General features: G+C 62.4%; 29 protein-coding genes. 18 read left to right on the forward strand and 11 right to left on the reverse strand.

From position 1 onward, the window contains the following. The first annotated feature begins 172 nt into the window (after positions 1–172). Genes ABID58_RS28515 through kynU form a run of 3 tightly spaced genes read left to right on the forward strand, consistent with a single transcriptional unit; the run spans position 173 to position 3072 of the window. Complete coding sequence (locus ABID58_RS28515) at positions 173–982, forward strand: hormone-sensitive lipase (protein ID WP_354036146.1); 810 nt, start codon at positions 173–175, stop codon at positions 980–982. A 37-nt stretch (positions 983–1019) separates the two neighbouring features. Continuing rightward, positions 1020–1859, forward strand: a complete 840-nt coding sequence (gene kynA, locus ABID58_RS28520) for a tryptophan 2,3-dioxygenase (protein WP_354036148.1) — start codon at positions 1020–1022, stop codon at positions 1857–1859. Positions 1860–1869: 10 nt separating this feature from the next. Next, positions 1870–3072, forward strand: a complete 1203-nt coding sequence (kynU, locus tag ABID58_RS28525) for a kynureninase (RefSeq protein ID WP_187435042.1) — start codon at positions 1870–1872, stop codon at positions 3070–3072. A gap of 22 nt (positions 3073–3094) precedes the next feature. Here kynU and ABID58_RS28530 read toward each other — a convergent pair whose 3' ends face one another. Then, on the reverse strand, positions 3095–3295 hold the full coding sequence (locus tag ABID58_RS28530; RefSeq protein ID WP_354036189.1) for a hypothetical protein: 201 nt from the start codon (positions 3293–3295) through the stop codon (positions 3095–3097). Between the two features lie 44 nt (positions 3296–3339). Between ABID58_RS28530 and ABID58_RS28535 the strand changes: the two genes are divergently transcribed. Both ABID58_RS28535 and ABID58_RS28540 read left to right on the forward strand, forming a co-directional pair. Beyond that, positions 3340–3738, forward strand: a complete 399-nt coding sequence (locus ABID58_RS28535; RefSeq protein ID WP_148753000.1) for a PaaI family thioesterase — start codon at positions 3340–3342, stop codon at positions 3736–3738. A 153-nt stretch (positions 3739–3891) separates the two neighbouring features. After that, on the forward strand, positions 3892–4497 hold the full coding sequence (locus ABID58_RS28540) for a GNAT family N-acetyltransferase (protein ID WP_354036150.1): 606 nt from the start codon (positions 3892–3894) through the stop codon (positions 4495–4497). An 89-nt stretch (positions 4498–4586) separates the two neighbouring features. Here ABID58_RS28540 and ABID58_RS28545 read toward each other — a convergent pair whose 3' ends face one another. Next, positions 4587–4892 carry a hypothetical protein gene (locus ABID58_RS28545; RefSeq protein ID WP_148753002.1) on the reverse strand — a complete coding sequence of 102 codons (306 nt, stop codon included), beginning with the start codon at positions 4890–4892 and terminating at the stop codon, positions 4587–4589. 95 nt (positions 4893–4987) lie between these two features. Continuing rightward, positions 4988–5674, reverse strand: a complete 687-nt coding sequence (locus tag ABID58_RS28550; RefSeq protein WP_354036152.1) for a DUF2161 domain-containing phosphodiesterase — start codon at positions 5672–5674, stop codon at positions 4988–4990. 214 nt (positions 5675–5888) lie between these two features. On the opposite strand from ABID58_RS28550, the gene ABID58_RS28555 reads away from it, so the two are divergent. Beyond that, a complete protein-coding gene (locus ABID58_RS28555) occupies positions 5889–6158 on the forward strand; it encodes a hypothetical protein (protein ID WP_354036154.1) in 270 nt (89 codons plus the stop codon). Here ABID58_RS28555 and ABID58_RS28560 read toward each other — a convergent pair whose 3' ends face one another. Then, the gene (locus tag ABID58_RS28560; protein WP_354036155.1) at positions 6159–6839 is read right to left on the reverse strand and encodes an SDR family oxidoreductase; all 681 of its coding nucleotides are present in this window, start codon (positions 6837–6839) and stop codon (positions 6159–6161) included. Between the two features lie 80 nt (positions 6840–6919). Between ABID58_RS28560 and ABID58_RS28565 the strand changes: the two genes are divergently transcribed. Then, on the forward strand, positions 6920–7684 hold the full coding sequence (locus tag ABID58_RS28565) for an SGNH/GDSL hydrolase family protein (RefSeq protein WP_246230020.1): 765 nt from the start codon (positions 6920–6922) through the stop codon (positions 7682–7684). Positions 7685–7699: 15 nt separating this feature from the next. Here the strand turns inward: ABID58_RS28565 and ABID58_RS28570 are convergent, their stop codons facing one another. Beyond that, positions 7700–8443, reverse strand: coding sequence for a tyrosine-protein phosphatase (locus ABID58_RS28570; RefSeq protein WP_354036157.1), 744 nt, complete (start codon positions 8441–8443; stop codon positions 7700–7702). Between ABID58_RS28570 and ABID58_RS28575 the strand changes: the two genes are divergently transcribed. Beyond that, positions 8442–8645 (forward strand): hypothetical protein, encoded by a 204-nt coding sequence (locus ABID58_RS28575; RefSeq protein ID WP_354036159.1) that lies wholly within the window; start codon positions 8442–8444, stop codon positions 8643–8645. The genes ABID58_RS28570 and ABID58_RS28575 overlap by 2 nt on opposite strands. Positions 8646–8678: 33 nt before the next feature. On the opposite strand, the gene ABID58_RS28580 is transcribed toward ABID58_RS28575, so the two are convergent. Continuing rightward, a complete protein-coding gene (locus tag ABID58_RS28580; protein WP_080137849.1) occupies positions 8679–8882 on the reverse strand; it encodes a DUF2735 domain-containing protein in 204 nt (67 codons plus the stop codon). A 536-nt stretch (positions 8883–9418) separates the two neighbouring features. Between ABID58_RS28580 and ABID58_RS28585 the strand changes: the two genes are divergently transcribed. The 5 genes from ABID58_RS28585 (at position 9419) to ABID58_RS28605 (ending at position 13166) form a co-directional block, all read left to right on the forward strand. Further along, positions 9419–10453, forward strand: coding sequence for a glutamine synthetase beta-grasp domain-containing protein (locus ABID58_RS28585; RefSeq protein WP_148753007.1), 1035 nt, complete (start codon positions 9419–9421; stop codon positions 10451–10453). 194 nt (positions 10454–10647) lie between these two features. Further along, positions 10648–11349, forward strand: a complete 702-nt coding sequence (locus ABID58_RS28590; RefSeq protein WP_354036160.1) for a GrlR family regulatory protein — start codon at positions 10648–10650, stop codon at positions 11347–11349. Positions 11350–11368: 19 nt separating this feature from the next. Next, positions 11369–12052, forward strand: coding sequence for a substrate-binding domain-containing protein (locus tag ABID58_RS28595; RefSeq protein ID WP_354036161.1), 684 nt, complete (start codon positions 11369–11371; stop codon positions 12050–12052). Between the two features lie 32 nt (positions 12053–12084). After that, positions 12085–12906 carry a tetratricopeptide repeat protein gene (locus ABID58_RS28600; protein WP_354036182.1) on the forward strand — a complete coding sequence of 274 codons (822 nt, stop codon included), beginning with the start codon at positions 12085–12087 and terminating at the stop codon, positions 12904–12906. Between the two features lie 110 nt (positions 12907–13016). Then, positions 13017–13166 carry a hypothetical protein gene (locus ABID58_RS28605; protein ID WP_084292415.1) on the forward strand — a complete coding sequence of 50 codons (150 nt, stop codon included), beginning with the start codon at positions 13017–13019 and terminating at the stop codon, positions 13164–13166. Positions 13167–13493: 327 nt separating this feature from the next. Here the strand turns inward: ABID58_RS28605 and ABID58_RS28610 are convergent, their stop codons facing one another. The 4 genes from ABID58_RS28610 to ABID58_RS28625 all read right to left on the reverse strand — a co-directional run bounded on the left by ABID58_RS28610 (position 13494) and on the right by ABID58_RS28625 (position 18054). Then, entirely contained in the window at positions 13494–13781 is a 288-nt protein-coding gene (locus tag ABID58_RS28610) for a hypothetical protein (RefSeq protein ID WP_354036162.1), read from the reverse strand. An 85-nt stretch (positions 13782–13866) separates the two neighbouring features. Continuing rightward, positions 13867–14874, reverse strand: coding sequence for a SphA family protein (locus ABID58_RS28615; protein WP_354036184.1), 1008 nt, complete (start codon positions 14872–14874; stop codon positions 13867–13869). Positions 14875–15045: 171 nt separating this feature from the next. Next, a complete protein-coding gene (locus tag ABID58_RS28620; protein ID WP_354036163.1) occupies positions 15046–16488 on the reverse strand; it encodes a DUF1254 domain-containing protein in 1443 nt (480 codons plus the stop codon). 108 nt (positions 16489–16596) lie between these two features. Next, positions 16597–18054: a DUF1254 domain-containing protein gene (locus tag ABID58_RS28625; RefSeq protein ID WP_354036165.1), complete on the reverse strand. Its 1458-nt coding sequence runs from the start codon at positions 18052–18054 to the stop codon at positions 16597–16599. 586 nt (positions 18055–18640) lie between these two features. Here ABID58_RS28625 and ABID58_RS28630 point away from each other — a divergent pair. From ABID58_RS28630 to ABID58_RS28645, 4 genes are all read left to right on the forward strand, one after another. Continuing rightward, on the forward strand, positions 18641–19123 hold the full coding sequence (locus ABID58_RS28630) for a tail fiber domain-containing protein (protein ID WP_354036166.1): 483 nt from the start codon (positions 18641–18643) through the stop codon (positions 19121–19123). An 8-nt stretch (positions 19124–19131) separates the two neighbouring features. Then, on the forward strand, positions 19132–19284 hold the full coding sequence (locus tag ABID58_RS28635; RefSeq protein WP_246230022.1) for a GFA family protein: 153 nt from the start codon (positions 19132–19134) through the stop codon (positions 19282–19284). 721 nt (positions 19285–20005) lie between these two features. Continuing rightward, positions 20006–20386: a tautomerase family protein gene (locus ABID58_RS28640; protein WP_354036168.1), complete on the forward strand. Its 381-nt coding sequence runs from the start codon at positions 20006–20008 to the stop codon at positions 20384–20386. 356 nt (positions 20387–20742) lie between these two features. Continuing rightward, positions 20743–22485 carry an FAD-binding oxidoreductase gene (locus ABID58_RS28645; protein ID WP_354036170.1) on the forward strand — a complete coding sequence of 581 codons (1743 nt, stop codon included), beginning with the start codon at positions 20743–20745 and terminating at the stop codon, positions 22483–22485. Here ABID58_RS28645 and ABID58_RS28650 read toward each other — a convergent pair. Next, positions 22469–23131 (reverse strand): TetR/AcrR family transcriptional regulator, encoded by a 663-nt coding sequence (locus ABID58_RS28650; protein WP_354036186.1) that lies wholly within the window; start codon positions 23129–23131, stop codon positions 22469–22471. The genes ABID58_RS28645 and ABID58_RS28650 overlap by 17 nt on opposite strands. Positions 23132–23274: 143 nt before the next feature. Between ABID58_RS28650 and ABID58_RS28655 the strand changes: the two genes are divergently transcribed. Further along, positions 23275–24153: an SDR family oxidoreductase gene (locus ABID58_RS28655; RefSeq protein ID WP_354036172.1), complete on the forward strand. Its 879-nt coding sequence runs from the start codon at positions 23275–23277 to the stop codon at positions 24151–24153. The last annotated feature ends 127 nt before the right edge of the window (positions 24154–24280 follow it).

Here is a 24280-nt window from a genome sequence, read left to right on the forward strand (position 1 = left end):
TAGACTGGATTGCTTCGCTTCGCTCGCAATGATGGAGTGAGTCGCCGGGGGCGCCGGCCTGCCCAATCCGGGGGCTCATCCAAATCCTTTAAGCTTAAAAGAAAGACTAGGATGCCGGCCCGACCGGTGGCAGACTGGCGCTGGGTTCGCTGGGCGGGTCCTCGGAGTCACGATGCGCGATTGGGATGACGCTTACGCCAATTCGGCCCATATCCCGGGCTCGGATAAGATGCCGGCGCAATGGGCGGAGCGGGCGGCGGCTTACCGGGGCGGGCTGAAGGGTTTTCGTTCCGACATCGCCTACGGTTCCGGTGAGCGCCAGCGTTTTGACCTGATCCTGCCCGACGGCGACTGCAAGGGCCTCGTCGTGTTCGTGCACGGTGGCTACTGGATGCGCTTCGACAAATCGACCTGGACTGATCTCGCCGAAGGTGCGCGCCACCATGGCTGGGCGGTAGCACTGCCGAGCTACACGCTGACGCCGGCCGCGCGCATCTCCGGCATCACCGCCGAAATCACCGCCGCGATAGCGACAGCGGCCTCGCTCGTCGCGGGGCCGATCCGGCTGGCGGGCCACTCCGCCGGCGGGCATCTCGTGACGCGCATGCTCTGCGACGACAGCCGGCTCGAGCCCGCCGTCTTCAACCGCATCGCCGGCACGCTCTCGATCAGCGGGCTGCACGATCTGCGGCCGCTGCTCAAGACCAGGATGAACGAGACACTGCGCATGACCATGGAGGAGGCGACGCTCGAAAGCGCGGCGCTGCATCTGCCACGCGGACATTCGCCTCTGACCGCCTGGGTCGGCGGCAGTGAGCGGCCCGAGTTCATCCGCCAGTCCGACTTGTTCGCCAACGTCTGGACCGGCTTTGACGTGCCGACGCGTCTCGTCGTCGATCCCGGGCTCAACCATTTTACCGTGATCGATGCGCTTAGGGATCCGTCGTCGCCGATCACCGCGCGCCTGATCGGCCTCGACTGACGGGGCGCAAAGGGATGATCGATCGAGAGGGCCTGCCATGACGTCCAGCGATTACGATCCTTCAAGCGAAGGCGCCGAGACCGAATTCGCCCGACGCATGTCCTATGGCGACTATCTGGCGCTGGATGCGATCCTCGGTGCACAGCATCCGCTCTCCGAAGCGCATGACGAGATGCTGTTCATCATCCAGCATCAGACCACGGAGCTGTGGATGCGCCTTGCCATCCACGAACTCAGCGCCGCACGCCGCGCCATCGCCAAAGACGAGGTGCAGCCCGCGATGAAGATGCTGGCGCGGATGTCGCGCATCTTCGAGCAGCTCAACGGCGCCTGGGACGTGCTGCGCACGATGACACCGAGCGAATACACGCGCTTTCGCTCGCAGCTCGGGCAATCATCAGGTTTCCAGTCGCGGCAGTACCGGCTGATCGAATATCTGCTTGGCAACCGCAACCACGCCATGCTCAAGCCGCACGCGCACGATGCCGAGACGACGAAGCTGCTCGAGGACGAGCTTGCGACGCCGAGCCTCTATGACGAGGTGCTGCGGCTCGCCGATCGCAACGGGCTCAAGATGCCGGCCGCTGTGCTCTCGCGCGATGTCCGCGAGACCCACAGCTTCAATGAGGGCGTGCTGCAGGCCTGGCGTATCGTCTACGAGGCGCCGGAGACGCACTGGATGCTTTACGAGCTCGCCGAGAAAATGGTCGATTTCGAGGACTATTTTCGCCGCTGGCGGTTCAACCATGTGACGACGGTCGAGCGGGTCATCGGCTTCAAGCGTGGCACCGGCGGCACCGGCGGCGTCAGCTATCTCAAGCGCATGCTGGAGGTCGAGCTATTTCCCGAGCTCTGGCGCGTGCGCACCATTTTGTAGAGATGTGTCCATGACCAGGCTTCGCGTCTACGACGACACCAAGGCGCTCTTTCATCTCCCTGACGGCGTGATCTATCTCGACGGCAATTCGCTCGGTGCATTGCCGCTTGGCGTCGCCGAGCGCGTCAACCGCGTCATTATGGCGGAGTGGGGCAACGAGTTGATCCGCGCCTGGAACAGCGCCGGTTGGTATGCGCAGCCGCGCCACGTTGGCGACCGCATCGCGCGGCTGATCGGCGCGAAGGCGGGGTCGGTCATGGTCGGCGACACGCTGTCGCTCAAAGTCTATCAAGCGCTCGCCGCCGCGCTCGACATGAATGCATCGCGCAAGGGCGTCCTGTCGGACACCGGCAATTTCCCGACCGATCTTTACATGGCCGAAGGCCTGATCGCGACGCTCGGGCGAGGCCATCAATTGCGTCTGGTGGCGCCCGAGGAGGTCGAGGCCGCGCTGTCGGAAGAGATTGCGGTGCTGTACATCACCGAGGTCGACTACCGCACCGGCCGCCGTCACGACATGGCGAAGCTGACCGCAAAGGCGCATGAGCTTGGCATCGTCACGGTCTGGGATCTCGCCCACTCGGCCGGCGCACTGCCGGTCGATCTCGCCGGCTGTGGTGCCGATTTTGCGGCCGGCTGCACCTACAAATATATCAATGCCGGCCCGGGCGCGCCGGCTTTCCTCTATGTCGCCCCGCGTCACGCCGACAGCGCACGCACCGCACTGTCCGGCTGGATGGGGCACGCAAAGCCCTTCGCATTTGAGCTTGGCTATGCTGCCGCGGGCGGCGTCGAGCGCATGCGTGTCGGCACGCCGCCCGTGCTGGCGATGGCGGCGCTGGAGGCTTCGCTCGATATCTGGGATCGGATTGACGTCGAGGAGGTCCGCGCCCGCTCGCTGGCGCTCGGCGATCTGTTGATCGCTGAGGTCGAACGCCGCTGCCCCCCCTTGAAGCTGGTCACGCCGCGTGCGCACGAGTGCCGCGGCTCGCAAGTCTCGTTCGCCTTCGAGGGCGGCTACGCCGCCATGCAGGCCCTGATCGCCCGCGGCCTCATCGGCGATTTCCGCGCGCCTGACATCATGCGGTTCGGGATCACGCCGCTGTATATCGGCGAGGCGGAAGTCATGAAGGCGGCCGAGATCATCGAGGACGTAATCGCAGGCGAGGTGTGGCGGCGGCCGGAGTATCAGGTCGTCAATGCGGTAACGTGAGGGACGAATGCTGCCTCAACCGTCATTGCGAGCGCAGCGCGCTACGCTCGCAATGACGGATGATGGAGCTGCGCTCGCCCCACAACGCCATCACGATCGCATCGAGCCGGTCGGTCAACGCCGCCGGTCCCGGTTGCAGGATGATCGGCGACAAAACCATATGAGCAAGTGCCTCGGCCGTGTCACGATAACCATTACCTCGGGCGTCATTGCTTTGCCGCACTGTGCATTTCACCTTGAGAACAGAACGAATTGGGAGGAGATCCGATGACGCCGCTTGAGAAAGTTAAAGCGATGAAGATGCCGTTTGCCGAGCTCAAGGGCGTCGAGTTCGTCGAAGCGGAGAAGGATCGCGTGGTGGCACGGATGATTGTCAGGCCCGATCTCTGTACCCTGCATCACACCGTCCACGGCGGCGCGGTGATGGCGTTCGCCGATTCCGTCGGCGCAGCCGCAACCGTGATCAACCTGCCGGAGGACGCAAAGGGCACGACCACCCTGGAGAGCAAGACCAATTTCATCGGCGGGGCGAAGGAGGGAACTACGGTCGTCGCCATTGCCACGCCGGTCCATAGGGGCCGGCGGACCCAGGTCTGGACCACTCGGCTGGAGACCGGGGATGGCAAGCTGATCGCTATCGTGACCCAGACCCAGCTGGTCCTGTAAAAACTACGGAGGCTTGATTTTGTTAACGAATTAGTCGTTCTCGCTGCCTCAAACTTGAGCAGGTTCCCGTCTTGAAAAATTTGCTGCGACGCACAATATTGGAGGCCTAGGGATTCGAACGCCTCCTCGAGGGACACCAAGAGGAGTTTTGACGTGGTACTTGAAGACACCGTCCGCACCGCTCCGGGCTATGTGCGGACCCTGATCCAGCAGGAAGAATTGCCGCTGTTGCGCGATCACCTGCTCAGGCTCGATGCCGAAAGCCGGCATGATCGCTTTAACGGTTTTCTCGACGACAGCTTCATCGAGCGTTACGCCGCCCGCTGCGCCGAGGATGGCACCGTGATCGTCGCCTATATCGTCGATGGCGTGGTTCGTGGTGCGGCCGAGCTGCATCCGCCGGAGGGCGATTCGTTGCCTGAGGTCGCCTTCAGCGTGGAAGCCTCCGCCCGCCGCCAGAACGTCGGCACCGTGCTGTTCAGCCGCCTGATCGCGGAAGCGCGCTGGAAGGGCTACAAGAGCCTGCGCATCACCACGGGAGCGGAGAATCACGCCATGCGGGCGCTCGCCAAGAAGTTCGGTGCGCATCTGCAGTTCCGACATGGTGAGTCCACCGGCACGATCGATCTTGGCAAGACGCCCGAGGCCGAGCTCGCTGAGCTCGCAGCGGCGCCGTTCAAGGCCGGCCGCGCGATTCTCAACTTCAACTCGACCTGCTGGAAGCTGATCTCCAGCATGTACGGCAATCGCGCAGCCTGAAATCAAGAGACCTGAAATTCAAAGGCCTGAATCAAAAAGCGGACCGGCAAGGCCGGTCCGCTGTTTTATTGGAGCCAAGGAATGAGCGCTCAGGTGCCGGTGCGCTTGTCGTTGCCGAAGCGACGGATGACACGGCGTTCGACCACCACGGAGCGCTGCGCACCCTGCTCGCCGGCGATCACGCGCGTCGCAGTGATGCGGCTGTTGGTGCGCGCCTGCTTCTTGACCTCGGCCTGAACGGTTTCGAGCGGCATGCCCATCAGCGCTGCGGCGATCTCGGCCTGCTGCTCCTGGTCGTCGGTGATGCCGATGGCGGCGAAGATCGCCTCGTCCAGGGTGGGCGGATCGTGGCGCACGCGCCGCGTGCCATATTTGGTATTCCAGTCTGCGTTCATAACGGCCTCGTTTTGATGCCGGGATACCTAGTGCCTGAGATGCTGCATTGCAATATGAAATCGGTGTGGCATCTCAGCTATGCACCGGTCGGATGTCATGGCGGTGACGCGACACCGGCCTCGATCGTAGCCCGTTGCTGCGGCCAGCGTTTGAGCGCCGTCTGTCCTGCCTCCGTAAGCCCGTAGATTCCCCGGTCGGCGCGCTCGAACCAGCCATACACATTGTTAAGCAAGATCTTGCCGGCATCGGGGCAGCGCTCGCGCAATTCGCGCACGCGGCGCGGGCCTGCGGCAAGCTCCGATGCGCAGGCCAGCGCCTGCTGCCGGTACGCCGTCATGATCGGCGCGCGCGTGCTGCCGCCGAGCACGGGATCCCCTTGGCGGCGCTGATGCTCGGCCACGAGCCGCGAGCGCGTCTTCGGCTCGCGGCGGGGGACTGCCGTCGGTGGCTTCACGAGCACCTCGACCTGGCCGTTGTCGGTCACCCCGAGCATACCGAAGCCGAGGCGCCGACACAGATTGCGATAACGTGCGTCACTCTCGCGGCCCTTACCGCGGATCGACATCTTTGCGGCGATCCAGACTTCGTCGCCCGCCGGCGCGCGATCGACCGCCTGCAGAATCAGCTCGAGATTGAAGGCGAGCTTGAGCTCGCCAATCACCACCACCGGCGGATCTCCGGCGCTCAGGCCCACGAGATCGCAGCCGCCGATCTCGCCCTTCACGGAGAAGCCGAGCTCTTCGAGGAAGCGTTTGACGGGGAGATAGAGCGCGGTTTCCACAGTGAGTTTCCGATCGAAGAAGAAGAATCAGTTGCGGCCAGTTTAGCCCGGATGGGACTCGGGCTGCCGGCACATTTGCCCGGACGCGGTCAAGCCAGCTATACCCCTGCGCGCGGAACAGGCGGGCGCGCGCGAATATGACGATCAGGAACGGGCTTTATCACATCCGGATCGAGATGCTGGATGGCGTGCAGGGCGGCAATCAGGGCGTTATGTGCTGCGTGACGGCACCATGCGCGGCGGCGATTCCTTTTTCTTTGCCCATGGCAGCTACACCTCCGCCGACGGCAAGTGGAAGGGCGAGCTGACCAACGAGGAGCATTCGCCCTCGTTCGACGAGCGCCCCGTATGGGGTCGCAAGGTCGTCACCATCGGCTTCAGCGGCACCTACACCGACGAGACCGCCTATGGCGAAGGCATGGCGCTCGCGGGCAAGCAGAGCATCCGTTTCAAGGGCAATCTGCGGCTGCTGGTGCCGGATTGATCACACCCGTCCGCTCACCGGAATCAGCGCACCGGTGACGCCGCTCGCTGCGTCGCTCACGAGGAACAGGATCACCTCGGCAAGCTCCTGCGGCGTCACCCATTTGGCGAAGTCGGCTTTCGGCATGTCGGCGCGGTTCGCCTTGGTGTCGATGGTCGACGGCAGCACCGCGTTCACCGTGATCTTGCTCTTCCATTCGTTGGCGAGCGCCTCGGTGAGGCGGTGCACGCCCGCCTTCGATGCCGCGTAGGACCCCATGCCGGCGCCAGCCTGCAGCGCGCCCATGGCGCCGATGTTGACGATGCGACCCGCCTTTGAAGAAGCAAGATGCGGCAGTGCCGCGTGCGAGGCGTTGAGGGCCGTCAGCACGTTCAGCGCATGCATGCGGTGCCATGTCTTGATGTCGCCGTCGCCAACGGTCTCGAAGGCAAAGCCGCCGGCGATATTGACCAGGGCGTCCAGCCTGCCGAAATGATTTGCGGCGGCATCCACCGCCGTCTTCGCCTGCGCCGGGTCGGACAGGTCGACGCCGCCGATCTCGATGCGCTCGGCCGTCGCCGGCAGTTGAGAGGGCGCGTGATCGATGCCGGCGACCCGCGCGCCGCGTGATTGCGCGACGTCGGCGACAACCTTGCCAAGCGCGCCGAGCGCGCCGGTCCCCACAATGATTTTTCCTTGCACGATACTCTCCGTCGTCTCAATTCGCGCCGACTATTGCGTGAGGCGAATTGGACTTGCAATGGCGGCGGCATCAAGGCTGAATGATTGCTGCAACTTTAGATGGCGGCGCGGAGGTTTGGTTCATGTCTGACGAATTGCCGACTGTCGATTGTCCCCCTGAGATCGTTGATTTGAAGCATCCCCTGGAGAATTTCCGGGCCGCGTTGAACGGAAGGGGCCCCGTGCGCGTCGTGGCGATGGGGTCGTCATCGACTGCGGGACTTCGCAATGTCGTTCCCTATCCCGCGCGGCTCGAGCTGTATTTGAGAAAGCACTACAAGGATGACGATCCGCATCCGAACATCCGGGTCGACGTGTTCAACCGTGGCCAGGGCGGCCAAGAAGCGCCATTGGAAGTGGCTCGGTTCAAAGACGATATCTTTGCTGACAATCCTTCTCTGGTGCTCTGGCAGGTCGGAACCAATGCGGTCTTTCGCCAGAAGGAGTTCAACTTCGACGAAGTGGTCGCGAACATCATCGGGGGATTGGCGCTCCTGCGCGGTCACCTGACCATGGATGTTGTCCTGATCGACCCGCAATACGTGACGGCCATGCTGTTCGACGACAACGCCGATCTTGCGGAGAAGATGGTTTCGGCGATCCGAACCGCGGCGGAGGACGCCAAGGTCAATCTGTTCCAGCGCTGGGCGCTAATGCGCCACTGGCACGTGCTAAACAACGCTTCGTTCGAGCAGCTGCTGGATCCGGAGGATGATCTGAAGCTGCATCAGAGCAATTGGAGTACCATGCAGGTATCGCTCGCGCTGACCAATTCCATCATTAAGGCCGCAACTCCGACGGCGTGAGGCGCCCGGCGTCGCTCACGCCTGAAGATAGCGCTCCTTCAGCGCGGTCTGCTCGGCTGCGCCGAGCTTAAGGCCGTCGCGCAGGTAAGTTTCGACATCGCCATAGTCGCGGCCGACAGCTTCGAAAGCCGCGTCCAGATAGGAGGCATTGACCGAGCCGATGGCGTCGAGGACGTCGGCGGGCAGATCGGAGACGCTCGACGCGTCGCGCTTGTAGTGGCGATTGGTCAGCAGATAATCCTCCGCAATGACCTCCTCGGGCACGCCGAGCGCATGCAGGATCAGCGCGCTGGCAAAGCCGGTGCGGTCCTTGCCGGCGGTGCAATGGATCACGAGCGGAGCGCGGTCCTGTAGGAGATGGCCGAACAGCATGCGGAAGCTGTGCGTGTTGTGGCGGACATAGTTGCGATAGGACTCGCGCATGAGCTCAAGCGCGACCGGTCCCGTCAGCGCGCCCCTGGCGAGCTCGGTGCGCAATGAAGCCACCACCGTCGGCTCGATCGGTAGCGAATGCACCGTGATCTCGTTGACGACGCAAATGCCGGCCGCGCGCTCCTCGACGCCGCGGAAGTCGAACGCACTTCTGACGCCGAGTGCGCGCACGATCGCGATGTCTTCAGCGGTGAGCTGGCCGAGATGGTTGGAGCGGAAGATGTGGCGCCAGCGCGTGCTGCGACCGTCACTTGTGGCGTAACCGCCGAGGTCGCGAAAATTGCTGGCGCCTTGCAAAACGAGGTGACGGGCAGGAGAGTCCGACATGGGAGCTTCTTTTTGTTATGTTGCCGACGGACCATTACAGGGGGCAATCATCGGTCGGCAAGACCGGGGCGACCATGGTCAAGCATTTGATGCGGCCGGTGACGGCCTGCGCGATGATCTGAGCCCGCAATCATGTGCGGAATCAAAAAGGGTCGAAACCTCATTGTTTCGACCCTTTTTCAAACTTCCGCTGAGCGCTTGAAAGAGCGCGGCGGTTTCAAACCAGGCACCGGCATTAACGTTCCCATTTGGGCTTTGCTTCGTCGACCGCGTCCTGGTGGTACCAGCTGTCGCTGCAGATCGAGACGTTCGCGGGAAGCGAAGCGTGATCGGCGGGAAAGCGGGTGTCGCCATAGCGGCGCCCGGCGAGAGCCGCGCGGCCCCCGACGGGGAATTGATAGATCTTCGCAGATCCGTGACTCAGTCCATTGTTCATCATTTCGATTTGCTCCTCGGTCGAAGCGCCTTGGCCTCCATGGTGCGCCCGACTCGTTCGATTGTGGTTACTGGACTCCCCATATCGACCGCGCATCCCGAATTGGAAAGTGCTGAAAACGAAATCAGATCTCGCCTATTTTGTGGGCAGTCGACTGTCTGCACCCCCCAAGGCAGCGTGTTGGTGACTAACGCGTGGGCCATTCCAAAGGTTGCTAGGCAGGGATCGGGGCTTTGCGAAAGTTGCCGGACGTTGATGCGCGTTTCATCGGCAGCCTGCGGCAGGGGCCCGCGTGCTCCAGAATCAGGCGTTTTCCGCGGGACTTTTGCACTGCAGCTTCACGCGAAGGTGCGCGGCTATGACGCAGGTCGCTGTGGACGGCTTTGCGGTGGCGGGCCGGTTCCGGTCGCGGTGGACAACCTCCCGCGCTGCGGCCTTTTGGCACGTTAAATGCTTGTAAAGGGCCGGCCGATGATGGCCGGGTACAAACGTGCGGGGGCTCTCAACCCCACCTTTCGCATCATCTACAGAGAGGCTCAATGACCAAGTATAAGCTCGAGTACATCTGGCTCGACGGATATACGCCGACTCCGAACTTGCGCGGCAAAACTCAGATCAAGGAATTCGCGTCGTTCCCGACGCTCGAACAGCTTCCGCTCTGGGGCTTCGATGGCTCCTCCACCCAGCAGGCCGAAGGCCACAGCTCGGATTGCGTGCTGAAGCCGGTCGCGGTGTTTCCGGACGGTGCCCGCACCAACGGCGTGCTGGTGATGTGCGAAGTCATGATGCCCGATGGCAAGACCCCGCACTCGACCAACAAGCGCGCCACAATTCTCGATGACGAGGGTGCGTGGTTCGGCTTCGAGCAGGAATACTTCTTCTACAAGGACGGCCGTCCGCTCGGCTTCCCGGCCTCCGGTTATCCGGCGCCGCAGGGCCCGTACTACACCGGCGTCGGCTACTCGAACGTCGGCGACATCGCGCGCAAGATGGTCGAAGAGCATCTCGACCTCTGCCTCGCGGCCGGCATCAACCACGAAGGCATCAACGCGGAAGTCGCAAAGGGCCAGTGGGAATTCCAGATCTTCGGCAAGGGCTCCAAGAAGGCCGCTGACGAAATGTGGATGGCCCGCTACCTGATGCTGCGCCTGACCGAGAAGTACGGCGTCGACATCGAGTTCCACTGCAAGCCGCTCGGCGACACCGACTGGAACGGCTCCGGCATGCACGCCAACTTCTCCACCGAGTACATGCGTACGGTCGGCGGCAAGGAGTACTTCGAGGCGCTGATGGCGGCATTCGACAAGAACCTGATGGACCACATCGCCGTCTACGGCCCGGACAACGACAAGCGTCTGACCGGCAAGCACGAGACCGCGCCGTGGAACAAGTTCAGCTACGGCATTGCTGACCGTGGCGCCTCGATCCGCGTGCCGCACTCCTTCGCCAACAACGGCTACAAGGGCTATCTGGAAGACCGCCGTCCGAACTCGCAGGGCGACCCATACCAGATCGCTTCGCAGATCCTGAAGACGATCGCGTCCGTCCCGGCTGACAAGAAGGCCGCGGCTTAAAGATCCTCCCGGCCCGGGCTGGGGGCTGGCCCGGGTTGGCTTTTTAAATCCGCCGGAGCTGCAAGGCTCCGGCGGATTTTTGCATTCCGATGACAGCGCTTGTTGTGGGTCTGGCGGCCATGCCGGCCTGTCCATGTCAGGCCAAATCGGGATAGAGTGCCTGCAGGATGCGCGCGGGGCCGGGGACACGGCTGGTGTTTGAAGGCTTCTACAAGGTACGATTTCAGCTCGGCGATAGCGTCGGCCGGAGCGTGATGCATGCCGGCAATGGCACGATGCTCGGCGGCAATTCGGCGTTCGCCCATATCGGCACCTACGCGAAGACCGCGGACGGCGTCGACATCGTCATCAAGACCGTTCGCCACAACCCCGATCCGACCTACCGCGCCATGGCCGGCACCGATGATGCGACGCTGATCGCGAAGGGTTTTGCCGACGGCGATCTCTACCGTTTCAAGGGCGAGCTCAAGGAGCTGCCCGGCGTGGCCTTCCAGTCGCTGATGACGCCGATCACTGAAGACGAGGTGCCGATCGCCGGCGGCGTCGGCGAGGCCGGCATCGTCGACGGCCTCTACTCGATTCACCTGCGCATGCTCGACGGCGTCGACGGCGGGCTCACCGGCGTGATGCTGCTCAACCGCGGCCGCATCCTCGGCGGCGATGCGTCGTTCTATTACCTCGGCAGCTACACCGCCGCGAACGGCCGCTGGAAGGGGCAGATCCTCAACCAGGAGCACACGCTCGCCAAGGACGATCCGATCTTTGGCGGCCACGAGGTCGGCATCGGCTTCTCCGGCAGCTATGACGGCGAGGAGGCGGTGCTGGAGGCGACCGCGCTTGCCGGCAAGCGCAGCCTGCGCCTGACGGCGGCGCTGAAGCTGATGCATCGCGCCTGAGCGTCACAGGAAACTGCACATGGAAAAAATTCGCATGCTCTCGACGCTCGGCCTGATGGGCGCGATGCGCAGCCTGTCCTCCGCGTTCGAGACCGCGAGAGGCATTCACGTCGATGCCGACTTCGCGCCGACGCTGGCGCTGCTGAAGCGCTTGCGCGCCGGCGAGGCCGCCGACCTCGTGATCCTCACGCGCGAAGGGCTCGACGAGATGATCGGCGAGGGCCGGGTGATCGCGGACACCGCAGCCGACCTGGCGCGCTCCTATGTCGGCCTCGCCGTGCGAAAAGGCGCGCCGCATCCCGACATCGCCAATGAGGCTGCGCTGCGCAAGACGCTGCTCGCGGCGCGATCCATTGCCTATTCGCGGCTCGGCGCAAGCGGCGTGTACTTTGCCCGGCTGATCGCGCGCATCGGCATTGCCGCCGAGATCAACGCCAAGGCGACCATCGTTGAGCAGGGCTTTACGGCCGAGCGGCTCGTCAGCGGCGAGGCCGACCTCGCCGTGCAGCAGATCAGCGAGCTGAAGCAGGTCGAGGGCATCGAGGTGATCGGTCCGGTCCCGCACGATTTGCAGACGCCGGCCGTGTTCTCCGCCGGACGCATGGTGGATGCGAAACAGGCCGAAGCGGCCGAGGCGCTGCTGCGCTATCTGGCATCGCCGGAGGTCGTGCCCGTGTTGCGCCGGTCAGGACTCGAGCCTTGAAATCGCCGGCACGCGGACGCAACGTGGTGGCTATGCGGATCTGTCTCTTTGCCATCCTCGTCGCGCTTGGCGCGCCCGTCGCCGCGCACGCGCAATCGGCCGATCTCGTCCTGTGCGACCGTGTCGCCGCCGACCCCAGCGATCCCGACAAGCCGGCCGACGTGAAGGGCGTGCCCGACATCGCCGCCTCCGACCTCGCGACCGCGATCAAATTCTGCAAGCAGGCGGCAAGCTCATCGCGCCGCGCGATGTTCGCGCTCGGGCGTGCCTATGCGGCCAACCGGCAGACGGCTGAGGCGATCGCCGCCTGGCGCAAGGCGGCCGACAAGGGCTCCAGTGCTGCGATGGTCGAGCTCGGCGTCGCCTATGGCAACGGCTCCGGTATCGCGAAGGACGAGGCGCAGGCGCGAAAATTGTTCGAGAAGGCGGCGCAGGCCGGCAACCCCCGCGGCGTCTCCAACCTCGCAGCGCTCGGCAGCGCAGGCGGTGGCGCTCCCGCGGACCCTGCGCAGGCGCGCACGCTGCTCGGCAAGGCCGCCGAGACCAATGCGGAGGCGCAGTACCAACTCGGCCTGATGCTTGCCAGCGGCAATGGCGGGGAGAAGGACGACGTCGCGGCGCGCGCGCTGTTCGAGAAGGCGGCGGCGCAAAACCATCCCGGCGCGCTGGAGCGGATGGGCGCCTTCGCGCAGGAAGGCCGCGGCGGTCCAAAGGACAAGGACGCCGCAAAGGCCTATTACGAGCGTGCGGCCGCGCTCGGCGACGAGGATGCCAAGAAGGCGCTGGAGCGGATCCGCTGTCCCTATGCGATCAAGGACAAGCAGGGCAAGCTCGTCACCACGCTGTGCTTCTAGAAAGCGATCCTGCTCACTTCATGTCGCAGGCGAGATTGTTGCGGGCGGGTTGGAAAAGGAACTTGCGCGGGCAGGGGCCGTTGACATCACGTCAAGCAGGAGGCGCAACCATGATCCGCAAGCTCGCATCCGGCGAATACCGGCTCTATTCGCGCAAGGTGAATCCCAAGACCGGCAAGCGCCGCAACCTCGGCACCTTCAAGAGCCGTGCGGCGGCCGAGAAGCACGAGCGCGACGTGCAATATTTCAAGCGTCACTGACGGCCCGACGAGCGCTGCCCCGTGAGGCGGGCAAACCGAAACGTCGAAAACAACCCCATGCACAGTAGCCAAGTGGCTGACAGAATTGCCAAACGGCTCAGCGAAGCGGCGCGATGCGGATTTTACGAAATCCAGTTGACCCGTCGGGCAAAACAGGGGCATGATGGCATCATGGCACGATCGGCTCCGCGAGCGGCCTCTGCGCGAATTAGCCGGACAGCATCGGCGCGGCGACGGTGCTGGCAACTTCACAGCTAGAAACCTGGAAGTCCTCTGACACAATGCGGAGAGGAGCAGAAGCGCAAGCGGATGGGAAGATTCCGATCGTTATCGAACGCGCTCGATCTTCGCGGCCATATCGGGCGCGCGTGCTATCCGGTACGTCGCGTTGCTGCACTTCAGTACCCAGACCACGTAGTCCGGCCTGGAGCGCTTCTTGTCTCGCGCCGCACCAAGCGACTTGTCACATGCGAACCCTTGCGTGCGGATCTGCGCCGCCAGCATCTCCTGCGGTTGTTCGGAGGCGACGAGCGTTGCCGGCGCATGTTGTGCCCGCGCAAGTGGGCTGAAAAGAACAACCGCGGCCAGCAAGATTGACGTACGCGAGTTATACATGAATGCCATCCTTCTCGGCGTCGCGCGCCCGTTGCATTCAGGCCAGGCCCCGCCTAGGCCCTTGCCAACTGCTAGTCTTCTGAACCTATTTCGTCACAATTCGCCGCGTCGGCGTCACTGTGCCGGTGGGCGCTGTTGGAGAAATCGAAAAGGTCAGCCAGGTATTCCAGCCCGCCGGCCGGTTTTCGGCCGCGAATTCGCCGTATCCCTTCAGATTGAGATATCCTTGCATGTCGCCAACCGGAAACAGAAAGCCAACCTGTGGGCCCACGCCTACGACCCGCGACCGGAAACCACCGAGGATCGGGTGTTGTCCGGAGTCGTCGGTGATCTGCTGATAGGCGTATCCTACCAGGCCGACGAAGACCTGCTTCGAGAGAAACTGGGAAGCGCCCCAGTCGACGTGAAAATCAGTGCCGTTCTGATATTGCGTGTCGTTGTTCTTGAAATTGTAGGTAAATCCCGCGACGACCGAAAATTCGTGCCCCGCTTGCGGATTGAAGTAGGTGTAACCGCCGCCGCCATCGATGGCGCCGTGGCCTATGCCGAGATTGGCAAGGCGGTTTGGATCGTAGGCGCCGACGGGAACGTCTCCCGTCACATAAGCCATGAAGTTGTGAACGCCTGCGTTCCACTTCAGTGTCAGCTGTGGGTAGAGGTCGCCGACCGAGGTAATCGAATCGCCAAAGCTGCCCATCCGGGTTGCTGCGAATGGTCCGAAACCGGTTGTAAGCGTGCCGTTGAGGTCGGCACTGGATCGACCGAACAGGCCGGTCATGCCGATCGCCAATTGTCCGCCCAGCACCGGCGTCGCGAACGTGTAGGTAGGGTTGAGAAGTACCAGATCGGCCTGCGCATTGAGGCGAAGATTCAGGTCGACGTTCACCGTGGCAGGGAATCTGCCGATCTGAACCTCTCGTGCCGCAGCTGCGGCGCCGAATGCCGATACGGAGGTATGATAATAGACCTCGGCCATGGACCAGCCCGGCACCCCGGGCGTTGCCGCGAGGCTGCTGAACCGGCCCGGGAGCCAGTACGAAACACCGCTCTCATCCGCGTATGCCGCCTCGGACATCCAGCCGAGCAGCACCATTGCAGCACTGAGACCTGAGTGGGTGAGCCAGCGCCGAGATTTCCATTTGCGAGATTTCCATTTGGATGTGTCGCGCGTCATTTGTCTGCCCCAATTGGCTGGAGATCGCATGGCAGCAACGCAGGCGAGGAGGACGAGGTATTTCACTTCACGCCTCCCATCCCACTATCTCTACAAGGCCAGCTTCACGCCCGGCGGCTGCCACATCCCTTCGCCCGGAGGCAGGATCGACGGTGCTTGGGCCTTCGGCCAGTAGAGCCGCATCGCCAGGTAAACCGAGCCGTCAGGAGCCGGCAGCCAGTTGGCTTCCTTGTCGGCACCGGGCGATTTGTTCTGGATATAGATTGTCAGTGACCCGTCGGCGTTCGTCTTCATTGCGGGCAGCATCGGCGAATTGATGAGATAGCGGTTGATCGGGTTTTCGATCAGCAACTGCGTCTTGCCGTCGTACATCGTCACCGACCAGAACGCATTCACTGGGGGCAGCTGACCGGCCGGGAACGTTAGCGAGTAGTTGCGCCCGGCACAGTCGAGGGTTTGACCATCGACGTCGGCGCGCGTCATCGGATAGGTCGCCTCCGCGGCATCGTTGCCGTATATCCCTGCCTTTGCGCCGGCCGCCCGCTTCAGCCAGTCGCCATTGAAGAAAGCGCTGTCGCCAAACAGCGAACTGATCCGCCAGCCGTTGACCTCCTTGCCGGCCTTTGCGACGGCCTCTTCGATCTTTCGTTCGCCCTCCTTCATGCCCAGGCCGATTTCGAGCTTCTGCTCCATCGGAAGGTCCTTGAAATTGAAGGTTTTGCCCGAGCCAACGCCGATGGTCGCAAGCTGCGCGCGAATGTCCTTTTCGTTGTCCTGAGCGGGGGCAAACTGGAGCGCGAAGTCGAGATATTCGAAGAAGTTCGTCTTCACGAGCTCCTTGTCGATCTTCGGAAAGTCGACGGCCGCTGCCGCAACAGTCGTCGGCTGTTTCAGATAGGCCGAAAGCGACTGCGCCTTATAGCCCTCCTGGACTTTCTTCATGTTCTCGAGATCGTCGGGATTGAAAAGCTGCGTGCGATAGGCCGCCACCGAAAACTGCGTGGTCGACCGAAACACCTTCTTGATCCCGGGCGGAGTTGCTCCGCTCCAGTTCGGCCCGACAACCATATAGTCGCCGGCCTCGCTTCCGGTGGCGCGGCTGCCAACATAGCCGTAATTGTAGGTGTTGCCGTCACAGAGCATGATCGAGTAGTAGCGTTTCGGGTCCACGGCCGGGACCGAAAGAACCATTGGCTCCGCCCGCAAATCCATCCACAGGATCGAATACGGCGTGTCGCTGTTCGGCGTGATGACGGCGGTGTCCTTGTAGGTGTAAACGTCGGGTTCGTTCTTGATCTGGTTAAACGGGGCCTTGAACTGCCCGGAGTTGCGATCAACTGCGTACTCGTACATCACGGCGTAGTTCATCACGATCGGCAGGCCGTAGATAAAGCCCGCTTCGGCAATGTCTTTTGCCGTCAGGAAGTCAGGTCGATCGGCGCTGGCCTGGGCAAACGCCGGCAAGGACCTTATCGCCGCAAGGGTGATCGTCGTCGTCGCAGCAGTGCGAAGAAGTTCGCGCTTGGTCAACATTTGAAGCTCCTGAGGATCAACTCGCTCGCTTTTAACGATCGGTCTTCCAGGGACGTTTGTGCTCGTACGGTCGGACGCCGGCGCAAAGCGCCGGCGTTCAAATCAACTTTATTGGGCCAAGCCCACCGTTCCCGCCTGCGTCTTCACGACCGGCGGCGGATTCCATTTTCCGGTCAGCGCATCGGACCTCGGGCTGTAGAGGCGCATGGTCAGATTAAAGGGTCCCTTCGGCGCCGGAAGCCAGTTCGCATCCTTGTCCTTGCCCGGACTTTCGTTCTGGAAGAATATATCGAGCGACCCGTCTGCGTTGTACTTGAACGGCATCCAGCTGCTCACGGCAAAACGGTTGAGCGCATTGCCGACCTGGAAACCTTCCGGGTCGTATAGCGTGATCGACCAGAAGGCATCGACTGGCGGGGCAGCGCCCTTCTCGAACGTAACTGTGTACTTGTTGGCTCCATCCAGCGGCTTGTTGGTCTCGTCGCCGAGATTGAGCGGATAGATGGCATCCTCAGGCAGGTTCGCGCCCAGCCCGAGCTGGGCGACGATGGCACGCTTCAGGTAGTAGTTACCGTAGACACCCATCGAATCGGTGTTCATCGACCAGCCATTTGCGATCCGCGCCAGTGTCGGCACTTTCCAGGCCATCAGCTTCTGGCCGTCTTGCGGGGCAGTCTCCAGCGCCCGTTGCAACACCGGATCGAGCTTGCCGATGTCAAAACTCTTGCCGGGCTCGATGCCGATTTTCTTCATCTGGGCGATGATCGGCTCATCGGTAACGTGCGGCGGGTGAAGCTTGAGCAGTTCTGCGGCGCTGGCGAAGTACACGCCGGCCGACATGGTATCGACCTGGACCTTCGGCGGCGTCTTCATGTCGACGCTTGGGTCCGGCGTGAACTCGACCGGCTTGGGTGTCTTGCCATACTCGGAAAGGAGCGTGACCTTGTAACCGGCCTGAATCTTATGGACCGCATCGTAGTCCGGCGGGCCATCCGTCTTGGTGCGGCCGATCACCCAAACATAGGGCGTCGGCGCTTCGATGCGCTGGGTGTCGCTCGGTAGCTTGAATTCTTCCGCGAACCTGTCGCGCAGATCGGGCCGCCAGCCCGGGGGCGTGATCAGGAACGTGCCGGCCCTGGTGCCCGTCGTTCGCCAGCCGGGCGATGCGAAGACGTCGGTCCACATGTCGAGCATCGGCAGCAGATAGTAGCGCCCATTTGTATCCGGTGCGGAGATGACGACGGGCTCCTTGGTCATGTTCAGCCAGGAGACGGAATACAGCGTGTCGAAGTTCGATCGCACCACGCCCTTGAAATTGGCAGGGGGGTATTCCGGCACGTTGACAAAGGTATTCATCGGACCTCTGAAATCGGTCGTGCCGTTGGTGAATTGCTTTCTCGAGACGTCCATCGACATCAGCGAGTAAAAGTAGACATAGGCATCCACCGCGATGGCATGCGCTTCTTGTTCAGCGATGGCCGGTGCAGCGCCCTCGGCCCGCGCGGCAGGCGCGGCCGCCGCGCCGAGGCAAAGAGAAATTGTCAGCGTCAGAATTCCCCGAAACATGTCGAATCCTCCTCTTCTGATTTGGCGACCTCTGATTTGCGACCTCGTTCAATTCACGATGTTTACCGTCGGAATGATCGCGTTCGAGGGTCTGAACATTTGAAGGTCTCAGCGTATTGCCTTGCTGCGTGGCGCCGCGGGAATTCAACACGAAGAAGGGCAGCAAAGCCGATGCCAGATGCGTTCAAACAGCTCGCGGCGGTTTTGATTGAAGCATTCTCGATCCAACGCGAGGGCGTGCATTGCTTGCAGGAGGACGTGCATGACCAGCTGCATTAAACGCTGCGTGGCGTCTGCAGGACTCAAAACAAGGTCGCTAGAAACAGAGCTATTGCGCAATTGAAGGTGCGCCGCTTGAGGAGCCTCTTTCGCTTGCAATGCGGCACCCCAAAGTATTTTCTCTTTAGCACAACCTGTCCGGGAGGGCCAGCGACGATAGTTAGTCTGCATCTCTGTCGCAATCTGGCGATGCGGGGATAGTGAATTGAGGCGCGGAAGGTATCGCCCCGGAGAACAATTGCTCGCCGGGCGAAAATCTGATCCTATTCTTTATTCCTTTGCGAGCAACAATTGAACGAAGGAGACAATGATGCGCTCGTTCCTCCTCGCTGCGCTCGGCATTACCGCCTTCTCCGCAACCATGGCCATCGAGACACCCGAGGCAAATGCTGTTGTCTATTGTGCCGCTGGTGTCTACCGCGCAGGCTGCGTCGCCCGACCTGTTGTCGGGCCCGTCGTCGCACCAGTAGTCGGCGTGCGAGGTGTTGCACGGCGGACCACCCGGCGTGTCGTCCGGCGATCGGACATGATGCTCAAGCACGACATCTTCCTGATCGGTCACCTCGAAAACGGCCTCGGCTTCTATCGCTTCACCTACAACGGCGGCAACAAATCCCATGTCGGCGTGATGGCGCAGGAAGTGCAGACGATTATGCCCACCGCGGTGCTGCGCGGCAGCGACGGCTACCTGCGAGTTTCGTACGACATGCTCGGCGTGAAGTTCCAGACCTACGACCAATGGATTGCGTCGGGCGCTCATGTCCCGGCCGGCACACCAGTTGCGCAGTAACGCGCCCGATGCAGCATCTGATGCGCAGCGGCCGTGAGGTGATCATCTACGCGGGCGCCTTCGATGATCCGCTTGGCGTGACACCTGACCGGCACGTACATTGGGCGTCGCGCGCAAACTGGTACGTCCATGGCAAGGGGTTGTTTGTGGAAGACGAGTGATCTTCGTAAAGCCAAGGACGCCAAAGAGTTGAGGAACCTGTTCAAAGCAGGGTTCTTCGGCGCGGCACCGTCCTCGGCTCCTTGCGGCCAGCTCCAGGCTGGGCCCAGCGCCTCAATTTCGCTGCGCAGTCCAATAGCCTGAGCAACGTGCGGTTCCTGAATGGCCACTCCACCTCCCGCGGCCAGAATTACTGGAGAGCCGGCCTGAGCCCGACGCGAATTTGTCCTGGACTGTTACCGACGCCCGAACTGCGCCCGAACGCGCCACGTAGCCTCTGAACCTGATTAAGTTCGGATGTGTAACTATTCCGTTGGTGATGTTGACGGTGAAATTATAGGTCGGATCGCAAGTGCCCCTTTGCGTCACGAAAACGAGATCCCAGGAGCCGTCGAATGCGGAGCGGGCCTGCGCGATGGAGTGGAGGGCGACCAGGCAGCCCATGGCCGCCACACACGTGAGAAGCTTCTTCATTGTTTTGCTCCAAGCGGTCCCCCACACATGGCGGGCGGAACGGGCGAGTTCAATGCGGCTCGCCGGGGCCGGAGGAGCGATATTGTATCTTGTCCATGCAAAAGCGGCTTCAAAGGACGTCGGTCCGAAACGCCATCTTCAAGATCACGTTCAAGATCACGGCGCCGGACGTGAGGCCTTCAAGGTCGGCCGCTAGATAGGTCGCAACGATCGCGCCCTAGAACCACAACCCGGAAGAGGAGTACGACCATGCCATTCGTTCGCATCGATCTCAGGAAGGGCAAGTCGCCCGAGTATCGGAAGAAATTGGGTGAGATCGTCTATGACGCCATGATCGAGCTGATCAACGTGCCGAAGGACGACAAATTCCAGGTCATCACGGAGCACGACCGCGCCGACCTGAACCATGCCGACAGTTATCTGGGCAATCACTACAGCGACGATCTCGTCTTCATTCAGATCACGCTCAACACCGGCCGCCCGGTCGAGCTCAAGAAGGCCTTCTACAAGCGAATCGTCGAGCAATACCAGGCGCAGTTGCAAGGTCGCCCGGATGATGTCGTGATCAACCTCGTCGAGGTCGCAAAGGAAAACTGGTCATTTGGCCACGGCATTGCGCAGTACGCGTGAACGCGTTGCGTTGTGGCGAGGGATACCACTGTAATTCCGGAAACCTATCCGCCAGACGAAACGGCAATTCCTCCTGCCGCCGTGTCCGCGTAGCCGAACGGCCGCGTGCCGCGCGACTCGTCCCCGTAGCCTCGCCATTCGTCCCGCACCGTCGCCACTGATCCCGGACGTATCGCGTTCCGTCACTGCGTGCTTTCCGGCGGCCGAACGTGTCGGGCAGATTCCGGCGTCGGCAGGTTCCGACAGGTCGATATCTCGACCTGGCACAGCCGGCTGATCGTCGGGGACCGCACGTGCAGACCTTGGGGAGATGACTGATGCACCGGAGACGTCTGCTACAAGGCGGGATTGCGACGATGATCGCACTTCAAACCGACCTCCAGCCCTGGTTCCCACACAACGCCATTGCGAATGTGACACCGGGTCGCGTCCGGCCGGGAATGCCTGGTTGGCCTGGCGAATCCGACTGGGCTGCGCTGAAGACGGCCACCAACGGCCGGCTCTCGAAGGTCGTGATGCCAAGGCTGGATGGCCCCGACGGTAAAGCGCTGCTCGCAAACCCTTTCGCGATCGGCGATCAAGCCGGCTTGACCCAAAGCTCCGGCTGGCTCGACGCATGGCGATCAGTCCCCAGCGCCTACATGGTGGCGGCCGAGACCGCAGCCGACGTGGCCGCAGCCGTGCGCTTTGCCACGGCCCACAATCTGCGCCTCGTCGTGAAGGGTCGAGGCCACAGTTATCTAGGTGCGTCGTGCGCGCCGGATTCTCTCCTGCTCTGGACGCGCAGGATGGACAGCATCACCGTCCACGACGGCTTTAGCCCGGCCGGATCGGGCGCTGCGGTCGTCCCCGCGGTCTCGGTCGGCGCCGGTGCGATGTGGCTGCACGCCTACCAGACGGTGACCGGCGGCGCGGGGCGTTATGTGCAGGGCGGCGGCTGCACCACCGTGGGCGTGGCAGGGCTCGTCCAGGGCGGCGGATTCGGCAGCTTCTCCAAGAGATTCGGTACGGCAGCCGGAAGCCTTCTCGAAGCCGAGATCGTGACGGCGGACGGCGCCGTCCGCACCGTCAATGCGGAGCGCGAGCCGGACCTGTTCTGGGCCCTGAAGGGTGGAGGCGGCGGCACGTTCGGGGTCGTGACCCGGCTGACGCTTGCGACCCATCCGCTGCCCGACACGGTCGGCGCCGTGAGCCTCACACTTCGTGCCCATTCCGACGAGGCCTATCGTCGGCTGCTTGGGCGCTTCATCGAGCTGTATGCGAGCGCGCTTTGCAATCCACATTGGGGCGAGCAGGTACGCGCGCGTCCGGACAATCGTCTCCAGGTGACGATGACCTTTCAGGGCATCGGCAAGGACGAGGCCCGGGCGGCTTTCAAGCCATTGCTCGACTTCGCCGACGCCAATCCTGCGGACTACGAGGGCCAGGCCTCATTCTCCGTCGCGAGCGTGCCGGCGCGCTACTTCTGGAACGGCTGGCTCTACCGGCTGTTCGCGCGATCGGTTGTCAATTTCGATAACCGGCGGGACGCGCCATGGACCGACTTCTGGTGGGCCGGCGACGGCGAGCAGGTCGGCGCCTTTTGGCAGGCCTACACCTCGGCATGGATGCCGTTTTCCCTGCTCGATCAGGAGCACCGGCCGCGCCTCGTCGATGCCTGGTTTGCGGCGAGCCGGCAGTGGGCGGTCGCGTTCCACTTCAACAAGGGGCTCGCCGGCGCGCCGGCCGAAGCGATCGCGGCGGCGAAGGACACTCCGATGAACCCCGACGTGGTCGATGCTTTTGCACTCGCGATCGTTGCGGCCGCCGGGCCGCCGGTCTTCGACGGCTTGCCGGCGCCGAACCTGTCCGCGGGCGTCGATCACCGCGCGCATGTCAAGGAGGCCATGGCGCGTTTGCGCTCGGCCGCACCCGAAACCGGCTGCTACGTCAACGAATGCGATTACTTCCAGGCGGATTGGCAGAAAGCGTTCTGGGGCGACAATTACGCGCGGCTGCTCGCGATCAAGCGCCGCTACGATCCCGACGGACTGTTTTTCGTCCACCATGGCGTCGGGAGCGAGGGGTGGAGCGACGATGGATTCACGCGGCTTGAGTAGGGCGTTGCGTCGTGCGCCCACCGCCCGACGGACCTCCAGGTTCAAATGATGAGACCGACGCAGCTTCGAGCAACAGTCTGGCTGCATCGCGGCTCGCCTGCGCTATGGCTGGATCGCGTGTCGATTGGGCGATCACGAGCGCGCCTTGGATGAGTGACAGGATCTGGAGCACGGCTTGTTCAGGCTTGCTCAATGCCAAAGGCTCGACGAGCGACGCCACAAATTCACGCAAGCTCTTGAAATGAGCGGCGATGGTGGCCTGTACGTCCGGAGAATCAACGTCCGGTCCGAACTCGGCCAGTCCCCTCACGAACGGACAGCCGCGGAAAGAAGGCGATCGAAAAGCCTCGCCCAGCGCGTCAAAAATGGCAAGGACGCGCTCCAGCGGTGATAGCCCAGGCTTTTCGGTCGAGGCCGCGAGCATCTGAAACCAGGCGGCGTCCTGGTGTCGCAGGTAGGTAGCGACCATGTTCGCCTTCGACGGAAAGTGCTTGTAGAACGTCATCTTGGCCACGCCGCTTTCGGCGATGATGCGGTCAACCCCGACAGTGTGGATGCTGAACCGGTAAAACAGGTCCGACGCTGTCTTCAGTATCCGTTCTCGCGGCGCGAGAGCGTTAAGCGGCTGTCCCTCCAAATCGATCATCTCCGGCACGTCCTGCTCCGATTTCGGTCTGACTCAAGCTCCTCAGGCGTATAGACAGACTACCCTGTCTATTTTTCTGTTGCAATGTACGTACAGGTCTGTCTACCTGTCGGTGCTATTGGACAGAAGCGAAGGGACATAGGATGAACGGAAAAATCGTTGTCGTGACCGGCACGAGCAGTGGTTTTGGAAGACTCACGGCATTGGAGCTCGCGAGGCGGGGTCATACGGTGGTTGCGACCATGCGAGACGTAGAAGGGCGAAATGGCCAAGTCCGGAGCGAGCTCATCGAAGCGGCAAAAGCAGAAGGGCGTGTGCTGCAGGTCCTCGAAATGGATGTCGCCGACGAGGCGTCGGTCAATGCGGCGATCGACCATGTCATCAAGCAACATGGAAGAATCGATGCGTTGATCAACAACGCAGGCACCATGTTCGTCGGGGTCACGGAAGCCTACACGGTCGCGGATATCGAACGGCAATTTGCGGTGAATTTCTTCGGTGCCGTGCGAGCCGACCGCGCCGTTCTGCCGCATATGCGCGCCGCCGGCAGCGGACTTCTCGTCCATGTCACGTCGTTGATGGGCCGACTGATCTTTCCCTTCTTCGGTGTCTATTCCGCGAGCAAGTTTGCGCTCGAGGCGCTCGCCGAGTCCTATCGCTACGAACTTTCAAGCTTCGGCGTCGACTCGGTGATCGTCGAACCAGGGGCATTCCCCAGCAACCTGCTCCCATCCAGTCCGGAGCCGTCCGACGACGGCGTGCTGGCATCATACGGTGCGGTCGCGGCGATCCCGGGCCAAATCAAAGACAGCTCGAGCCAGGCACACGATTCGTCCAATCCGCCACGACCCCAGCTGGTTGCCGATGCCATCGCGCGGCTGGTCGAAGCCACGGAACGGCGCCCGTTGCGGACGGTCGTCATGCCCGAGGGCATGGATCTCGGAGTAGAACGGCTGAACGAGGCCGTCAGCTCTGTTCAAAACGATATGCTCGGCGCATTCGGTATGTCGAGCATGATCTGAAACTCCGAGCGTCAATCGGAACTACGGTGCGGAATTACGGTGACACCCATTAGCCGGCCGGTCGTCAAGATGACGAGCGCATTTTTTTTGGCAGCGCAAGCTGCCAAATCTTTCGCTGGTCGCTTTC

Source organism: Bradyrhizobium sp. S3.2.6 (assembly GCF_040546885.1).
Lineage (GTDB): Bacteria > Pseudomonadota > Alphaproteobacteria > Rhizobiales > Xanthobacteraceae > Bradyrhizobium > Bradyrhizobium cytisi.

Coding starts and splice junctions, on each gene's coding strand:
- ABID58_RS28515 (WP_354036146.1), top strand. CDS start 173: ATGCGCGATTGGGATGACGCTTACGCCAATTCGGCCCATATCCCGGGC.
- kynA (WP_354036148.1), top strand. CDS start 1,020: ATGACGTCCAGCGATTACGATCCTTCAAGCGAAGGCGCCGAGACCGAA.
- kynU (WP_187435042.1), top strand. CDS start 1,870: ATGACCAGGCTTCGCGTCTACGACGACACCAAGGCGCTCTTTCATCTC.
- ABID58_RS28535 (WP_148753000.1), top strand. CDS start 3,340: ATGACGCCGCTTGAGAAAGTTAAAGCGATGAAGATGCCGTTTGCCGAG.
- ABID58_RS28545 (WP_148753002.1), bottom strand. CDS start 4,892: ATGAACGCAGACTGGAATACCAAATATGGCACGCGGCGCGTGCGCCAC.
- ABID58_RS28565 (WP_246230020.1), top strand. CDS start 6,920: ATGATTGCTGCAACTTTAGATGGCGGCGCGGAGGTTTGGTTCATGTCT.
- ABID58_RS28575 (WP_354036159.1), top strand. CDS start 8,442: ATGGGAGCTTCTTTTTGTTATGTTGCCGACGGACCATTACAGGGGGCA.
- ABID58_RS28570 (WP_354036157.1), bottom strand. CDS start 8,443: ATGTCGGACTCTCCTGCCCGTCACCTCGTTTTGCAAGGCGCCAGCAAT.
- ABID58_RS28580 (WP_080137849.1), bottom strand. CDS start 8,882: ATGATGAACAATGGACTGAGTCACGGATCTGCGAAGATCTATCAATTC.
- ABID58_RS28585 (WP_148753007.1), top strand. CDS start 9,419: ATGACCAAGTATAAGCTCGAGTACATCTGGCTCGACGGATATACGCCG.
- ABID58_RS28595 (WP_354036161.1), top strand. CDS start 11,369: ATGGAAAAAATTCGCATGCTCTCGACGCTCGGCCTGATGGGCGCGATG.
- ABID58_RS28600 (WP_354036182.1), top strand. CDS start 12,085: ATGCGGATCTGTCTCTTTGCCATCCTCGTCGCGCTTGGCGCGCCCGTC.
- ABID58_RS28605 (WP_084292415.1), top strand. CDS start 13,017: ATGATCCGCAAGCTCGCATCCGGCGAATACCGGCTCTATTCGCGCAAG.
- ABID58_RS28610 (WP_354036162.1), bottom strand. CDS start 13,781: ATGTATAACTCGCGTACGTCAATCTTGCTGGCCGCGGTTGTTCTTTTC.
- ABID58_RS28615 (WP_354036184.1), bottom strand. CDS start 14,874: ATGGTGCTGCTCGGCTGGATGTCCGAGGCGGCATACGCGGATGAGAGC.
- ABID58_RS28620 (WP_354036163.1), bottom strand. CDS start 16,488: ATGTTGACCAAGCGCGAACTTCTTCGCACTGCTGCGACGACGACGATC.
- ABID58_RS28625 (WP_354036165.1), bottom strand. CDS start 18,054: ATGTTTCGGGGAATTCTGACGCTGACAATTTCTCTTTGCCTCGGCGCG.
- ABID58_RS28630 (WP_354036166.1), top strand. CDS start 18,641: ATGATGCGCTCGTTCCTCCTCGCTGCGCTCGGCATTACCGCCTTCTCC.
- ABID58_RS28635 (WP_246230022.1), top strand. CDS start 19,132: ATGCAGCATCTGATGCGCAGCGGCCGTGAGGTGATCATCTACGCGGGC.
- ABID58_RS28640 (WP_354036168.1), top strand. CDS start 20,006: ATGCCATTCGTTCGCATCGATCTCAGGAAGGGCAAGTCGCCCGAGTAT.
- ABID58_RS28645 (WP_354036170.1), top strand. CDS start 20,743: ATGATCGCACTTCAAACCGACCTCCAGCCCTGGTTCCCACACAACGCC.
- ABID58_RS28650 (WP_354036186.1), bottom strand. CDS start 23,131: ATGATCGATTTGGAGGGACAGCCGCTTAACGCTCTCGCGCCGCGAGAA.
- ABID58_RS28655 (WP_354036172.1), top strand. CDS start 23,275: ATGAACGGAAAAATCGTTGTCGTGACCGGCACGAGCAGTGGTTTTGGA.